The organism is Haloferax sp. Atlit-12N, from assembly GCF_003383095.1.
GTDB lineage: Archaea > Halobacteriota > Halobacteria > Halobacteriales > Haloferacaceae > Haloferax.
This window is the reverse complement of the sequence record NZ_PSYW01000002.1, coordinates 436,198-451,524: the sequence shown is the minus strand read 5'-3', so window position 1 is coordinate 451,524 and position 15,327 is coordinate 436,198. Positions and strand designations below refer to the sequence as shown.

Genomic DNA, 15,327 nt, shown 5'->3' with positions numbered 1-15,327 from the left:
GATGGCCGACACGATTCTCAGCGTCCGCGACCTCTCCACCCGGTTTTTCACCGAGGAGGGGCAGGTCAACGCGGTCGAAAGCGTCTCGTTCGACGTCGAAGACGGCGAGATATTCGGCATCGTCGGCGAGTCCGGTTCCGGAAAGTCCGTGACCGCGCTGTCGGTCATCGACCTCATCGAGTCGCCCGGCCGCGTGACGCAAGGCGAGATATGGTACCGCAACGCCGACCTCGCCGAGGAGTTCCGCGGGTCGAAGCCCGAGGCCGTCGACGGTGACCTCGTGGACATCCGACGGCTCCCGAAGGGCGTCCGCAGGTCGCTTCGCGGCCCGTCGTTCAGCATGGTGTTTCAGGACCCGATGAGCAGTTTTAACCCCTCGATAACCGTCGGCGAGCAGATAGCCGAGGCGGTCGAGGTCCAACGGCGCGCCCGTTCGAACCCGCGAAGCACGCGCTCGCGCACCCAGGGATACGGTCTCGGCTCGCTCCTCGTGGACTCGCTTCTCCCCTCGAAGAGCTACGTCGACGACGAGAGCATGGACCGCGCGGTCGAACTGCTCGACCAGGTCGGCATCCCCGACCCCGAAGACCGCGCCGACGAGTACCCCCACCAGTTCTCGGGTGGGATGCTCCAGCGGGCGATGATCGCCCAGGCGCTCGCCGGCGAACCGGACATCCTCATCGCCGACGAACCGACGACGGCACTAGACGTGACCATCCAGGCACAGATTCTCAACCTGCTGCGCGACCTGCAGGAACAGGAGGGGATGAGCATCCTGATGATCACCCACGACTTGGGCGTCATCGCCCGGATGTGCGACCGCGTCGGCGTCATGTACGCCGGCGAAGTCGTCGAGCGCGGCCCGCTCGCCGACATCTTCGAGAACCCCGTCCACCCGTACACGCAGGGGCTGTTGGGGTCGATTCCGGACGTGGACGACCCTTCGGGCCGCCTCGAACCTATCTCGGGCAACGTGCCGAGCCTGCTCGACTCGGAGATGCCCGACGCGTGTTACTTCGCCGACCGGTGTCCCAAAGCCATGACCGACTGTCTGACCCGCATCCCCGAGTACGAACTGGACGGCCGACACAGCGTCCGGTGCGTTCTCGCCGAACAGGAGTACGACCCCGCCGACGCCGTCGAATCGGCCGAGGCGGCCGAGGCGGCCGACCAGGAGGTTAGCGCCGATGACTGAGCCCCTCCTCGCGGTTCGGGACCTCCAGAAGTACTACTTCGAGCAGGACTCGTTCGTCGACAGCCTCCTCGGGCGCGACCCGACGAGCGTCAAGGCCGTCGACGGCATCTCCTTCGCGGTCGAACGCGGCGAGACGCTCGGACTCGTCGGCGAGTCCGGCTGTGGGAAGTCCACGACCGGAGAAACCTTGCTCCGACTGCGCGAGGCGACCGGCGGCGCGGTCACCTTCGACGGGACGAACGTCTTCGAGATGGACGACGACGAACTCAAGGCGTTCCGCAGAGACGCCCAAATCGTCTTCCAAGACCCGTTTTCGAGCCTCGACCCGCGGATGACCGTCGGCGAAATCGTCGCCGAACCGCTGAATATTCACGGGATTCCGGAGACCACCGAGACCGAGTCGAAACGCGAGTGGCGGCGCGACAAGGTCGCCGACCTGTTAGAGCGGGTCGGCCTCTCTGCGAATCACCTCGACCGCTATCCGCACGAGTTCTCCGGCGGCCAGCGCCAGCGCGTCGGCATCGCTCGCGCGCTCGCGCTCGAACCGGACTTCATCGTCCTCGACGAGCCGGTGTCGGCGCTCGACGTGTCCGTGCAGGCGCAGGTGTTGAACCTGCTCGACGACCTCCAAGAGGAGTTCGGGCTGACGTACCTGTTTATCGCCCACGACCTCTCGGTCGTCCGCCACATCTGCGACCGCGTCGCCGTGATGTACCTCGGGAACGTGGTCGAACTCGGCCCGACCGACGAGCTGTTCGAGTCGCCGAAACACCCCTACACGAAGGCGCTGTTGGAGAGCGTTCCCCGACCGTCCACGGCCGAACACGGCCGCCGAGTCGAGGCGCTCTCGGGTGACGTGCCGTCGCCGCGAAACCCGCCGTCGGGCTGTCGCTTCCGGACGCGGTGTCCGCAGGTCATCCCTCCGGACGACCTCGACATCGAACAGGAGACCTACCGCGCCGTGATGGACCTCCGGGACGCGCTGGCGGTCGGCGACGTGAACCCCGACCACATCTGGGACGCCGCCGACCCCGACCGGGCGGACACCGAGGCGTTCATCGAGGAGGCGCGCGCGAGACACATCGACGCCGAACTCCGCGGCGAGGTCGCAGGCGTCGTCGATACGGCGCTCGGCCATCTCGCCGAAGGCGAGACCGACCGCGCCAGCGAGACGCTTCGCGAGCGCTTCGAGAGCCCCTGCGAGACGCGGCGGCCCGCCGTCGGCGACGCGTCGCACCCCGCGGCGTGTCACCTCTACGAGGGCTCCAACGAGGTGACGGTCATCGGAACGACCGCCGGCGCGGCCGCCGAGGCCGACGACTGACTCGGGTTCAGCGAGCGGGCGGCGGGTACTGACATCGGCCGACGCCGCCTTCGCGGCACCGGCGAAACCACCCCGTAACGAAACGTTCAGGCTCCCACCGGGCGCACCATCGCTGTGACACGGTACCGAAACCTCGGCCTGTTCGTCGTCCTCGCCGCCGTCTGGGGGTCCGCGTTCATGGCCATCAAAGCCGGACTCGAGTTCTTTCCACCGGTGCTTTTCGCTGCCCTCCGGTACGACGTGGCCGGCGTCGTGATGCTCGCCTACGCGCTGTACGCCACCGACTCGCCGGTCCCGCGTGGCAAGGCCGAGTGGACGGAAATCGCCATCGGCGCGGTGTTCCTCATCGCCGCCTACCACGCGCTCCTGTTTATCGGTGAGACTGACCCGAACGTGACGAGCGCCGCCGCCGCCGTCATCGTCAGCCTCAGCCCGGTTCTCACCACTGGATTCGCGCGGCTCTTGCTCCCGAGCGAGCGACTCACCGCGCTCGGTGTGGTCGGCCTCCTCCTCGGCCTCGTCGGCGTCGCGGTGCTCTCGGAACTCGACCCGAGCAACCTCCTCGCCGGCGGCACGGTCGCGAAGCTTCTCATCTTCGGCGCGGCCGCCGCCTTCGCCCTCGGGTCGGTGCTGACCCGCCGAGTCGACTCGGAGATGCCCATCGAGACGATGGAAGCGTGGTCGATGCTCCTCGGGGCGGCCCTGATGCACGTCGTCTCCGTCGGCCTCGGCGAGCGCCTCGGCTCGGTCGTCCTCAACGTCCAGTCGGTCGCCGCGCTCGCGTACCTCTCGCTCGCGGCGAGCGCGCTCGGCTTCCTCATCTACTTCGACCTGCTCGACCGCCTCGGCCCCATCGAAATCAACCTCGTCTCGTACGTCGCGCCCGTCTTCGCGGCGCTTTCCGGGTGGGCGCTCCTGAGCGAAGTTCCGACGCCGTCCACGGTCGGCGGGTTCGCGCTCATCTTCCTCGGGTTCGTCCTCCTGAAGCGCGGGGCGATTCGGCGCGAACTCCGATACCGGTTCGGCGACGGCGTCCGCTCGACCGACTGAAAAGGGCGGCTACGCGTCCGTCCGCTCGACCGAGTCCACTTCTCCGACCATCGTCCACCCCTCCTCGCCGGGTCGCTGTCGGCCGACGACGACAGCGTCGTTGTCCTCAGTCGTCGCAAACCGGTAGACTGCCTCGTCGCCGTCGCGCCGGCCCTCGGCCTGAAAGTCCGTCTGGAAGAACTCCGCACTCTCCAGCGTGAACGTGCCGGCTATCTCCTCGCCGACGGAGAGATGCATGGCGTTCGGGTGGATGTTGTACATGCGCTTTGCGACGCGATTGAGCTCTGGCATCGCATCGACAGTCGCGCTCGCGAGCTAAATCCCTACGGACCGACGACGGTCGAATCCGCGCCCCGCCCGGCGAACTGCGTGTCGAGTCACCGAATGAATCGGGGCCGTGTTCGTTCGGGCGAATTCCGTGGAGATTCAGGGTTCTGTGACTATTCAAGAACGCCTGACTGTTGTACGAATAAAAGAGTTAGAGGCGGTTATGAAGTGTTAGGGGGCCGCTCGTCGGCCTATGAAGTTTCACGTTTATCGAATAGTCACCAGTAAACGAGTATGAAACGAATGGAATTCTCGCACGTAATTATGACCCCTCCACTCCATGATGTAGTCGTAGGTGCCCCCCAACCAATGTCGAACTCCCCATCCACGGTCCCTCGCGAACGCCTCTCCCAACTCCGCGACGTCGTAACGGAAGAACAACCACTCCGCCTCGGCTTCGAACTCGTCGCCGCACCGCTCCGGTTCGTCGGCTTCTGGGCCGCGGTCGCCCTCCCGTTCCTGTATCTGCCCCTGCTCTTCGGCGGCCTCGAAGCGAGCGAATTCACCGTCTTCGGAGCGCTCCTCGCGCTCAACGCGCTCGCGCTCGTGCTCGGGCACAACTACGCCCGGTCGTAGACACCCCGTCGCACCGACACGCCAGTTCTAGTCGGGCGTCGAACCAAACCGGCGTTATCCCTCCACTTTCACGCCCTCCGTTTCTCGACTCCGCGAGCGCCCGCCGCGCGTCCCATCGCGATTCTCACTCGCTCCTCAGACGCTTTCTGCTCCGACCTGTCACGGTCTCACGTTCCTCATCTTCGACCATCGGGAATCGAGTGGCTTTACCGCGCCCCGGTCTTCGGATTCGGTATGTCGCTCGCGATGGTTCCACTAGGACGGACCGGAACGACGGTTTCCGAACTCGCGTTCGGGACGTGGCGGTTCGGTCGGCAGAACGACGACGGCGAGGTCGAGGTCGGCCGCGACCGCGCCCACGAGTTGCTCGACGCCTACGCCGCCGCCGGCGGGAACTTCATCGACACCGCCGACATGTACGGCGACGGCGCGAGCGAGACGTACATCGGCGAGTGGCTCGAAACGCGCGACCGCGAGGACTTCGTCGTCGCGTCCAAGGTTTTCTGGCCTACGCGCGAAGACGCCAACGGCCGCGGGCTCAATCGGAAGCATCTCCGCCGTCAGATGGACCGCATCCTCGACCGACTCGACACCGACTACGTCGACCTGTTGTACATCCACCGGTGGGACGACGAGACGCCGGTCGAGGAGTTCATGCGGACGCTCGACGGGTTCGTCCGCGACGGGAAGGTGAACTACCTCGGCACCTCGACGCTCGAACCCAACGCCTGGAAGGTCGTCAAGGCGAACGAACTCGCCGACAAGCGCGGCTACGAACCGTTCACGATCGCCCAGCCGCGGTACAACGCCGTCAACCGCGAGATAGAGGGGAACTACCTCGACATGTGCGCCGACTACGACATCGGCGTCGTGCCGTGGTCGCCGCTGGCCGGCGGCTTTCTCACGGGCAAGTACGCCCGCGACGAGCGCCCGCCCGCGGACTCCCGCGCGGCGAACGACCAGCGGTTCGCCGACTCGTATCTCACGTCGTCGAACTTCGACGCGCTCGACGTAGTCGAGGAGGTCGCCGAGGCGGTCGGCGCGTCGCCCGCACAGGTCAGTCTCGCGTGGCTCATGCACCACCCGCAGGTCACCGCGCCGATTATCGGGGCGCGGACGGTCGACCAGCTCGGCGAGAACGTCGTGGCCGCGGACATCGACCTCACGAGCGAGCAGTTCAAGCGCATCTCGACTGCCAAGCGCCATCTGACCCCGTAGCATGTGAGAGCGCCGCCGAACCGTCAGGTGTAGGTGTCGCCGGCGGGTATCGTCGCGTATGACTGCCGACGCGTTCGACGCCGACGCCTACGTCTCCGAACTCCGGGCGAAGCGCGAGGAGAAAGACGACTTCTTCGGGTCGCATCCCCAGTCGCCGATTCCACCGGAACAACGGGATGACTTCGACGGCCTCGACTACTTCGACCCCGACCCCGACTACCGGGTGGCCGCGTCGGTCGAGACGCACGACGACCCCGAGCCGGTGACGATGGACACCTCGACCGACGGCGAGGTCCGGTATCTCCGTGTCGCCACGTTCCACTTCGAACTCCGTGACGCCGAACTCACCCTCGGCGCGTATCAGCAGGAACACGACGACTCGCCGACGCTGTTCGTCCCCTTCCGCGACAAGACGACGGGACAGCAGACCTACAACGGCGGTCGGTACATGGAACTCACGCCCGACGCGCCCCTCGACGAGTTGGACGAGGTCGTCGTGGACTTCAACCTCGCGTACAACCCGTTTTGCGCGTTCACCGACACGTTCGAGTGTCCGCTTCCCCCCGAGGAGAACTGGCTGGACGTAGTCGTCCCCGCCGGGGAGCGAGACTACGAGTAATCGGCGAAGCAAAAGCGCAAGTTCCATATCGGACGCTTCCGGAGAGACCGACATGGGACTGCTCAGTTCGAAGAAAGCCGTCATCGGGATGGCGCTGATGATCGTCGGGACGCTCGCGATGCTGCCGGGAATGCTGCCGAACACCGCACAGGTCATGTCCTACGCGCTCGCGCTCGGTGCCGGCGCGCTCACGCTCGGGACGTGGCTGGTCGGCACGTCCGAGGGCGGCCGCCCGGTCTAAATCCGGCGCTCGCCGTCGTACCGACTAAAACCGTCTTTTCTCGCCGGAGTTCGTTGCGTTTGTCCCGATAGCGACGGCGACGGGTCCCATAGCACTCTCGCGAGTCGGCACTCTGCGTGGTCAGCGGTCCGAAGAAAACGATGCCGCGAAGGTTGTGTCGCGTTTAGGCGTCGGGGCCGGACCACTTCTGGAGTGTGGCGGAGTTACTGCCACTCTCGGAGGTCCAGACGATACGGAACGTTGCGCTGTTGAAATCGTTGTTGCCGACTTGGACGGACGTTCCTGCTGTCACGTCGTCAGAGACACCCATGTCTGCGAAGGACTTGCTAGTGTTGGCCGTGCTGAGGCTGTCGTCTGATGCAACCGTTTGGAACGGTGTATCGGCGGTCAGATTGACGTTTTCAGCGTCGATTGACGTCCCGCTGTCGTGGGTGACGGTGAGGTTATCTAGTGATGATTCGTCCTGATAGTCGAAGCTGAAACTCGCCTGCGGTGCGGTGTCGCCGACCTGGTCGCCGAGGCCGAGGACGAACGTCCCGATGACAGCCGCGAGGATGACTGTAATCGCGACCATGAGGATGACACCAATAACCGGTGACACCGCATCGTCCTCAGCGAGGAGTTGCTTGAAATTCATCTATCCGTTGTAAGTCCACTTCTGAAGGGTAGACGACGTACTCCCACTCTCGGAAGTCCAGACGACACGGACGGTCTCGCCTTGAGTGAATGCGTCGTTGCCAGAACTCTGGATGACGACCGACTCACCGGCGGAGATTGTCCCTGAACCGAGGTCAGACCACTTGTTGTTTGGCGACGAAACGTTCACGTCGCCTGTGATGGAGACGAGGTCTCCGTTAATCTGCTCACCGCTCTCGTGCGTGATCGTCAGTTCGGTGCCGTCGTAATCAAATGCGAAACTCGCCTGCGGGGACGTCTCGCTCACTTGGTCGCCGAGACCGAGGACGAAGGTACCGATAACGGCCGCGAGGATAACTGTAATCGCCACCATCAGAATAACCCCGATGACGGGACTGACTGCACGGTCTTCCGTGAATAGATGTTTGAGTTGCATGCGTTGTGTCCGACACCCGGGACGGTATCGCTCGCCGAAGACGCCGGTGCGCACGCGTTCGCCGCTGTGCGACCAGCATCCCTGCCCGGCACCCGTCGCGGTGTGTCCAATCGACTCGTATCCCCGGGGTAACTTAAATCTACGTGCCAGATTAATGGATGGTTTCGCGGCTCGATTCGGACATTAATATAGTGTTTATATGGTGTTTAAGTTCCTAATGTCACCGCTTCCGGACGGGGTTGTAAAGAACGATTGACACGTTCCAGAGTGTTCATTCGTATCGCCACTCGGTGTGTCATGTCTGGGACGGACTTACTTCATCTAGTGTACGTGCGCGAGGCGAGCGGACACGTGATGTTGATATTACGGACAGCCGCCGCTCAGCAATTAGTTACCGAGAACGAGTACGCCCCCGGCGAACCGGGGACGCCGTTCCTACCCAAGGTGGCGTGCGCACGCGCTAGATATATTTTCAACAGACGTACATATGCTTTGTGGGGTAGAATCGGGTTTCGAGGCCTGTGTGACACGATTGGTAACGTTTCAGAGACCATTCAATCACACAAAGTATTTACCGCGAACGGTCAACAGAGCAAACTGTACCCCTGCCCACGGAGGCATCTGTGAGTACCTCGCCTCGGCCCGGGTTCTGCCCGGCTTGGTTCCGTCCGAGGGCCGACGAAAACGATGTCCCCGACTGCAACATCCATCAACAATGACACGCAATAAGCAAATCCGCGCGGTACTCCTCGCTGCGCTGATGGTCTTCTCGGTTTTCGCCGGGTCCATCGCGTTTACGGGTAGTGCTGCTGCTGATGCGTCCAACGTTTCCGGTACTGTGTCCGACGACACAGTGTACGTGAACGCGACGCTCAGTGGATTCGAAGACAACGCAACGGCCTATCTCGACACGAACGATAACGGCCAGTTCGACTCCGGTGAACTGTCCACGTCCAACACCTCGCTCGGTGGCGACACTGAGCTCAACGAGACGCTCGACGCCAGCAGTGTGACTGCTGGTACGTACACCGTCGGTGTCGTGACCAACGAGTCCGACCCGTCGGCTGCTGACGTTCAGGGTAACTCCGTTACCCTCAGCAACAACGACGAGCCTGAGCTCATCTCCGCCGTCCACTACAACGACGGCAGCAACGACCTCCTCGAACTCTCGTTCAACGAGGAAGTTGACAACTTCGCTGGCAACATCGAAGTGTACCAGGACGGCGAAGAGGTCACCAACCAGGTTGTTTCCTCCGGTCCGACTCAGAACAACCCCGGTCAGCTCGTCATCCAGACGAACGACCTCTACACCGGTGACATCGTCGTGAACCTCGAAGGTGTCGAAGACACCGAGGGCAACGAGCTCGAAGAGGGTCTCGACGACGACTACAACTCGACGGTCACCGTCGCGACGGTCACGGTCACGGACGACAACTCTGTCTCCGTCACCGACGCCTACAAGGGCGAGACCGTTGCAGCAACGGGCGGTAGCATCGGTACGGCTGTCGAAGTCGAATCTGACGACAGTCAGGACGACGTCGAGAGCTTCTTCCGCTCCGGTTCGACCGGCTCGACCTCCGCGGTCTACACGTTCGACACGTCCGACCGTGAGCTCCAGCGCTACAACATCACCATCGGTAACACCCTCGACGAGAAGATTCAGGTCCGTGACCTCGGTCTCGAGGTCTCCATCGACGACCTGAACGTCACCGACGAGGACCTCATCGAAGGTACGGTCAACGCGAACTCCGACCGCGAGAACGTCAAGATCGCTCTCCTCGACGACGACGGCGACGAAGTCGACGACGGGAGCATGACTGTCGACCTCAACGGTCAGGGTGAATACGACTTCGAGTTCAACGCGAGCGACCTCGACCTCGACACTGGCGACTACACGGTCGAAGTGACCGACACGGCCTCCGGTGTCTCCGTCGAATCCGACACCATCACCGTGGAAGACGCCGGTGAGGGCTCCGCCGACTTCGGCGAAGCCGTCATCACCGAGCAGCGCGGCGACGTCGTCTCCATCCCGGTGACCGTCGAGAACACTGACACCGCAACGGTCTCCATCGGTAGCTTCGAGCAGGGCTACGCCGCTAACGTCACCGTCGAAGACGGTAACGACGACGGCGAAGTCATCCTCCTCTGGGACTCCTCGAAGTCCACCGCCTCCGGTAACAACAACCCGAGCAGCGTCTTCGACGTCGAAGACAGCGACGATGACATCCTGTCTGGTAACGACGGCGTGGCCGAAGTCGGCCTCGCGACCAGCAACCTCATCGACGCTGGCGATTACGACCTCGAAGTCCGCACGGGCAGCGCAGTCTCTGACAGCGAGAACGTCGCAACCCTCGTCATGGAGGAAGGCGGCGTCTCCGCGGTCCGCACGTGGACCGCCCCGGCCGGCGAGTCGCTGACGGACCTCGACGAGGTCACCGAGGCGCTCGAGAACGGTAACATCACTGAAGACAGCCAGATCGCGTTCGAAGACCAGGTTGTCGTCCAGATCGAGGCCTCCGGTCTCGAGGGCACGACGGGTGCCCAGGACGACGAGACGCCGAACTTCTTCGCGACCGGCAACGGTTACGACGACTCCTACCGTCTGACGATCAACCAGACGAACCCCGACCCGAACCGCGACCCGAAGATCCTCGATGTCGCTAACGCCTCTGTTGTTGCAGACGGCGACAACGACACGTACTTCGTCGTGTTCGACTCGGACGAGATCGACGCCTACCGCGACGAGAACGACGACGGTGTTCTCCAGACCTCTGAGAAGAACGCCGGTACTGTCAACGTTGACGACGACGACTCGTTCAACGTCCAGTTCAAGATGATCGAGGAAGACGAGGTCTCTTCCTCCAACCTTGCGCTCGTTGACGACAACTCGTCGGCAACCGACTCCTACGAGCACGTCGAACCCGAACACACGTTCGACGCCGACCCGGTTAACGTGACGAACGCTGCGGACCAGATGATCTCTGGCTCCTCGAACGTCGCGCCCGGTACGGAACTCACGCTCCGCGTGGAGTCCGACGGTGACACGCAGCCGCGCTTCCTGAAGACCGCGACGGTCTACGTCCAGGCAGACGGCGCGTTCTCCGGTAGCTTCGACTTCTCCGAGCAGAGCGTCGGCGACACGTTCACCGTCACGGCTGACGGTGGCGTCGCGTCCGACGAGGAAGTCGACGGCAACGTCGTCGAGTCCGTGGAAACCTCCACCACGACGGCTGTGGACACCACGACGACGGCTGACACCACGACGACCGCAGACACGACGACCACGACTGAGGCTACGACGACCACCGCCGCCACCACGACGGCTGAGACGACCACCACGTCGTCCCAGACGCCCGGCTTCGGTGTCGTTGTCGCCCTCGTCGCGCTCGTCGCCGCTGCGCTCCTCGCGGTCCGCCGCGACAACTAACGACAGCTAACCACCGGGACTCTTCCCGGCGTTTTTCCTTTCTTTCGACGCTGACCCGATAGCCGCAGCACTCGCGTCGACAGTCGTCACGCAGTCAAACAGCGAGTCGCGTCGCGACATGTAGACCTCGAAGTCAACACCAGCTAGTGGCGACGACTCCGCTTGACGACCAGACGGCGATACGGAACCGAGACGCGCGGTCGTACCGAGGTGGTCTTTGTCCTTCCCAGTCGCTGTGCGTGGTTTGGTTTCATCGAAGGCCAGCCTTCGCGTTCCGTCGGCGACCTGTGGAGAACGAATTGCACCGGGCGACGGCTGGTCGACCGCCGTGAGTGAGCCGAGACCGATGGCAGTCGTGACCGACGACGTGGGCCGACGCGCTCGCAGTTCACGACGTACGACGCAGACGACAACGGCCGACGAATGCGTCTCTCGTCTCGTCGGTCGATACACGTCGTCTCGAACAGCGTGGAGTCACAGGAGCGATACGGGCGCGGTCTCCACAGTCGCACTCCAGTTCGCTGCAGTTCTCCTGTCGTCGACGGGCAGTCCATCACGAGAGAGCGATGGCTGTCCCCGAGCAGAGGAGGTCACTGGGCGAGCAATGGTCCGCTATTGGCGTGTCTCTCCCGCCGGCCTCAACGAGACCTTCGTGTCGGACACGCCAGCGAGACTAGAGAGAACTGGCTCGTGGGGAATGGAGAGCGCAAAACGAAAAGAGCGGAAATCGAGTGACGGACGAGACAGCGACGGTGGCGAATTACCGTCTCGCGTTCAGCACTCGGACCAGCCGCAGTTCTGGCAGGTCTTACAGCCTTCGGAGTAGTAGAGGTCCATCTCGCCGCACTCGGGACACTCGGGGCTCTCGCCCGCCGCGAGCAGGTCCGCGACGGCGTCAGAGTTACCGTCGGACCCGTCGTCGACGGCGACGCCGCCGTCGGTGTTCGTGTCCTCGGCCGCGGCGGCCTCGGCTTCGACCTCGGTCAGGTTCTGCTGTTGCGGGTAGCCCTTGTCGATGTCGCCGTCGAGGTACCGGCGCATCGCGGTGCCGATGGCGTCCGGGATGGAGTTAATCTGCTCGCCTTTGTCCCAGGCGACCTTCGGGCTCCGGATTCCCTTCAGTTCGTTCGCAATCTCCTCGGGGTCGACGCCCGAGCGGAGCGACGTGGAGACGGTCTTGGCGAGCGCCTCGGTGAAGGAGGCGGTGAAGCCGCCGGAGTTACCGATGTTGGCGAACAGCTCGAACGGCTCGCCGTGTTCGTCCTCGTTGATGTTGACGTAGAGCTTCCCGTAGCCGGTATCGATGCGCTGGGTGACGCCGTACAGCACGTCTGGGCGGGGGCGCTTCTTGCCGACGTCGCTCGGGGAGTCGGCGAACGCGAGTTCGAGTTCGCTGCCGATGAGGTCCGAAACCTCCTCGGATTCGAGGAACGCCTCCACGTCGCCGAACACGTCGCGAATCTGCGAGACGATGGCCTCGGCGGCCTCCTCGTCGTCGGAGAATTCGGTGTTCTTCGCGCGCGTGGTGAGCACCTGCTTCGAGCGGGTGCCGTCGCGGTAGACGGTGACGCCCTTGCCGCCGTGGTCGTAGATGTAGCGGTAGACCTCGTCCATGTCCTCTTTCGAGGCGCTGTTCGGGAAGTTACAGGTCTTCGAGATGGCGGAGTCGACGCCGCTCTGGAGGGCGCACTGGACGCCCGCGTGCTCGATACCTGCGAGGTCGGAGGTCACGACGAACAGTTCGGAGATGGCGTCCGGAACCGTCGACAGCGAGGAGAGGCCGTCGAACTCGTTGTTGGCCATCTGGTCTTGAGCCTCGCGCTTGACGGCCTCGACGTCGATGTCGTTGGCCTCCAGCACGCGGAGGAAGTAGTCGTCGAACTCGACGAGCATCTCGTCGCCCTGCACGTCGTCGGAGACGTTCTTGTAGTAGGCGACGTTGTAGATGGGTTCACAACCGCCGGTGGTGTTCGACACCATCGACGTGGTGCCCGTCGGGGCGATGGTCGTCGTGTTGTGGTTGCGGATGGGGTAGCCGTCTTCCCAGTCGTCGGCGGATTCGCCGGTGTGGTGTTCGAACCACTCGCGGTACTCGGTCGGGTTCGCGTACTTCGAGTCCTCCCATGCCTCGAACGGGCCGCGTTCTTCGGCGAGTTCGTGGGACGCCCGCTTGGACCCGTGGTTGATGTGGGTCATGAGCTGCTGGGCGATTTCGTTGCCCTCGTCGGAGCCGTAGCGGACGCCGAGCTGGATGTACATCTGGGCGAGCCCCATGATGCCAAGTCCGATTTTACGGAGTTCGCGGACCTTCTCTTCGATCTTCTCGACCGGGAAGTCCGACATCGTGACGACGTTTTCGAGGAAGCGCGTGCCGTTTTCGATGCGGTGGTTGAACTCCTCCCAGTCGACGGCGTCTTCGAGGAAGGCGTCCGTCGCGGCTTCAAGCGAGTCGTACTCGTCGCCGTGGGCGTCGTACCAGACGCGCCAGTCGGGCGAGTCCTCCGCAACGAGCGTCGAGAGGTTGATGTGGCCGAGGTTACACGCCTCGTACTCCTCGAGCGGCTGTTCGCCGCAGGGGTTGGTCGCGAGGATGCGGTGGTCGGGGTGCTTTTCGACGTCGAAGGAGTGCTGCTTGTTCGCGCGTTCGAGGTAGACGACGCCGGGTTCGCCGTTCTCCCACGCGCCCTCGATAATCTGGTCCCAGAGTTCCTTCGCGGGGACCGAGAGAACCTCGCCGACCTCGACGTACTCGCCGAGACCGAACATGTCGTAGATTTCCTTCGTCTGCGGCGTGGCGACGTGCGGCTCTTCGGTGCGGGGGTTCGTGAAGACGAACTCCTCGTCGTTGTACAGCGCCTCCATGAAGCCGTCGGTGATGCCGACGGAGATGTTGAAGTTCGAGAGGTGGCCCTCGACTGCGTTGCGGAGGTGCTTGGGGACGCGGCCGTCCTCGTCGATGAGTTCGCGCGCCTCGTCGAGCGCGTCGACGAACTTGGTGTGGGTGAAGTCGTCGGGGTCGTTCAGGCGGAGCGTGTGCGCGAGCGAGACGTCCTTGTTCTTCGCGTGGAGGAACTGGATGACGTCGGGGTGGCTAACGCGCATGACGCCCATCTGCGCGCCGCGGCGCGCACCGCCCTGCGCGATGGTCTCGCACATCTGGTCGAACGTCCGCATGAACGTGATGGGGCCGGAGGCGATGCCGCCGGTCGAACCGACCGCGTCGCCGTAGGGGCGGAGCTTCCAGAAGGCGTAGCCCATGCCGCCGCCGGACTGGAACACCTCGGCGGCCTCCTTGGCCGTCTGGTGGATGTCGGTGATGTCGTCGCCGGGGGAGTCGACGAAACAGGCCGAAAGCTGCTGGAGTTCGTCGCCGGCGTTCATCAGCGTCGGCGAGTTCGGCATAAAGGAGAGCTGTCCCATCATCTCTTCGAACGTCTCGCGCTTCTCGACGACGACCTCGCGTACCTCCTCGGGGAGTTCGGGAACGAGGGTGTCGTAGGCGAACTTGTTGACGTTATACACCGAGAGGGTCGCCTCGGCGTCGTCGTCATCGGCCGTGACGCCCTTGCCGAAGACCTCCGCGGCGAGTTCGTCGCGGCGCGGGTGGTCCGGCTTGATGAGGTCGGGTGTGACCGTAATTTCGGTGTCGCGCTGTTCGGCCTCGAAGACGGCCTCGGCGAGCGCGATGTTCTTCGCGACGCGGGGGAACAGGTCCTCCTGCGTCTCGACGAGGTCGCCGTCGGCGTCCTTGCGGAGGTAGCGGGCGGGGAGAATGTTACTGTAGGCGTTTCCCGTCATCCGCGCTTCGAGGGTCTCGCCTTCGGTCCGCTTGACCGGAAGCACGAGTTCGTCCGTCGAGAGGTTCGCGTCGCTCATCTTACTGTCCCTCCCGCCCGAGCCGGGTTCGGGCGAGGTCGCATCGATAGTGTCCGGAAATTCCGCTCATTGGTGACGATAGTGGTGTCGGTGATGTGGTCGGTTAAGGCTTCGGACTCGGGCGCCTCTCAGCCCCGAACGTATCAAAATTCACTCAAATACGTTCGCGGCCGACGACCGGGTCCGAAGTGCACGGATTCATAGAACGGACGGAAGCCACATAACCGTAGTTAGAGCGGAGCGGAAGTGAAATCTCACCGCAAGAAATCGCAAGACGTAGCGTCGATATCCAGTAGAACGTGAGGGGGGAGACGACGGCTCTGAAACCGTCACATGGTGAACGGTGCCGCATCACCGAAGAGGATATAAAGGGAGACCGGACAGTCGACATCCACACAACTA

General features: G+C 63.6%; 12 protein-coding genes. 8 read left to right on the top strand and 4 right to left on the bottom strand.

What is annotated here, in order from left to right; translation table 11 throughout:
• The first annotated feature begins 1 nt into the window (after position 1).
• The 3 genes from C5B90_RS10635 (at position 2) to C5B90_RS10625 (ending at position 3,569) form a co-directional block, all read left to right on the top strand.
• Complete coding sequence (locus tag C5B90_RS10635) at positions 2-1,195, top strand: ABC transporter ATP-binding protein (RefSeq protein ID WP_042662444.1); 1,194 nt, start codon at positions 2-4, stop codon at positions 1,193-1,195.
• A complete protein-coding gene (locus tag C5B90_RS10630) occupies positions 1,188-2,519 on the top strand; it encodes an ABC transporter ATP-binding protein (RefSeq protein WP_115881341.1) in 1,332 nt (443 codons plus the stop codon). The genes C5B90_RS10635 and C5B90_RS10630 overlap by 8 nt, the downstream gene beginning before the upstream one ends.
• Before the next feature lie 114 nt (positions 2,520-2,633).
• Positions 2,634-3,569: a DMT family transporter gene (locus tag C5B90_RS10625; RefSeq protein ID WP_115881339.1), complete on the top strand. Its 936-nt coding sequence runs from the start codon at positions 2,634-2,636 to the stop codon at positions 3,567-3,569.
• A 9-nt stretch (positions 3,570-3,578) separates the two neighbouring features.
• On the opposite strand, the gene C5B90_RS10620 is transcribed toward C5B90_RS10625, so the two are convergent.
• Positions 3,579-3,860, bottom strand: a complete 282-nt coding sequence (locus tag C5B90_RS10620; protein ID WP_115881337.1) for a transcriptional regulator — start codon at positions 3,858-3,860, stop codon at positions 3,579-3,581.
• A gap of 345 nt (positions 3,861-4,205) precedes the next feature.
• On the opposite strand from C5B90_RS10620, the gene C5B90_RS10615 reads away from it, so the two are divergent.
• The 4 genes from C5B90_RS10615 to C5B90_RS10600 all read left to right on the top strand — a co-directional run bounded on the left by C5B90_RS10615 (position 4,206) and on the right by C5B90_RS10600 (position 6,550).
• Positions 4,206-4,472: a hypothetical protein gene (locus C5B90_RS10615; RefSeq protein WP_058566868.1), complete on the top strand. Its 267-nt coding sequence runs from the start codon at positions 4,206-4,208 to the stop codon at positions 4,470-4,472.
• A 234-nt stretch (positions 4,473-4,706) separates the two neighbouring features.
• A complete protein-coding gene (locus C5B90_RS10610) occupies positions 4,707-5,690 on the top strand; it encodes an aldo/keto reductase (protein ID WP_115881335.1) in 984 nt (327 codons plus the stop codon).
• 58 nt (positions 5,691-5,748) lie between these two features.
• Entirely contained in the window at positions 5,749-6,309 is a 561-nt protein-coding gene (locus C5B90_RS10605) for a DUF1684 domain-containing protein (RefSeq protein ID WP_115881333.1), read from the top strand.
• Positions 6,310-6,361: 52 nt separating this feature from the next.
• A complete protein-coding gene (locus C5B90_RS10600) occupies positions 6,362-6,550 on the top strand; it encodes a hypothetical protein (protein ID WP_115881331.1) in 189 nt (62 codons plus the stop codon).
• A 163-nt stretch (positions 6,551-6,713) separates the two neighbouring features.
• Here C5B90_RS10600 and C5B90_RS10595 read toward each other — a convergent pair whose 3' ends face one another.
• A complete protein-coding gene (locus C5B90_RS10595; protein ID WP_115881329.1) occupies positions 6,714-7,187 on the bottom strand; it encodes a type IV pilin in 474 nt (157 codons plus the stop codon).
• Complete coding sequence (locus C5B90_RS10590) at positions 7,188-7,622, bottom strand: type IV pilin (protein ID WP_115881327.1); 435 nt, start codon at positions 7,620-7,622, stop codon at positions 7,188-7,190.
• Positions 7,623-8,337: 715 nt separating this feature from the next.
• Between C5B90_RS10590 and C5B90_RS10585 the strand changes: the two genes are divergently transcribed.
• Complete coding sequence (locus C5B90_RS10585) at positions 8,338-11,049, top strand: BGTF surface domain-containing protein (protein WP_115881325.1); 2,712 nt, start codon at positions 8,338-8,340, stop codon at positions 11,047-11,049.
• Positions 11,050-11,823: 774 nt separating this feature from the next.
• On the opposite strand, the gene C5B90_RS10580 is transcribed toward C5B90_RS10585, so the two are convergent.
• On the bottom strand, positions 11,824-14,925 hold the full coding sequence (locus C5B90_RS10580; RefSeq protein WP_115881323.1) for an adenosylcobalamin-dependent ribonucleoside-diphosphate reductase: 3,102 nt from the start codon (positions 14,923-14,925) through the stop codon (positions 11,824-11,826).
• Between the last annotated feature and the right edge of the window lie 402 nt (positions 14,926-15,327).

Excerpts from the sequence above, each read along its gene's own strand:
- C5B90_RS10635 (WP_042662444.1), top strand. The coding sequence starts at position 2 with ATGGCCGACACGATTCTCAGCGTCCGCGACCTCTCCACCCGGTTTTTC.
- C5B90_RS10630 (WP_115881341.1), top strand. The coding sequence starts at position 1,188 with ATGACTGAGCCCCTCCTCGCGGTTCGGGACCTCCAGAAGTACTACTTC.
- C5B90_RS10620 (WP_115881337.1), bottom strand. The coding sequence starts at position 3,860 with ATGCCAGAGCTCAATCGCGTCGCAAAGCGCATGTACAACATCCACCCG.
- C5B90_RS10615 (WP_058566868.1), top strand. The coding sequence starts at position 4,206 with ATGTCGAACTCCCCATCCACGGTCCCTCGCGAACGCCTCTCCCAACTC.
- C5B90_RS10610 (WP_115881335.1), top strand. The coding sequence starts at position 4,707 with ATGTCGCTCGCGATGGTTCCACTAGGACGGACCGGAACGACGGTTTCC.
- C5B90_RS10605 (WP_115881333.1), top strand. The coding sequence starts at position 5,749 with ATGACTGCCGACGCGTTCGACGCCGACGCCTACGTCTCCGAACTCCGG.
- C5B90_RS10600 (WP_115881331.1), top strand. The coding sequence starts at position 6,362 with ATGGGACTGCTCAGTTCGAAGAAAGCCGTCATCGGGATGGCGCTGATG.
- C5B90_RS10595 (WP_115881329.1), bottom strand. The coding sequence starts at position 7,187 with ATGAATTTCAAGCAACTCCTCGCTGAGGACGATGCGGTGTCACCGGTT.
- C5B90_RS10590 (WP_115881327.1), bottom strand. The coding sequence starts at position 7,622 with ATGCAACTCAAACATCTATTCACGGAAGACCGTGCAGTCAGTCCCGTC.
- C5B90_RS10585 (WP_115881325.1), top strand. The coding sequence starts at position 8,338 with ATGACACGCAATAAGCAAATCCGCGCGGTACTCCTCGCTGCGCTGATG.
- C5B90_RS10580 (WP_115881323.1), bottom strand. The coding sequence starts at position 14,925 with ATGAGCGACGCGAACCTCTCGACGGACGAACTCGTGCTTCCGGTCAAG.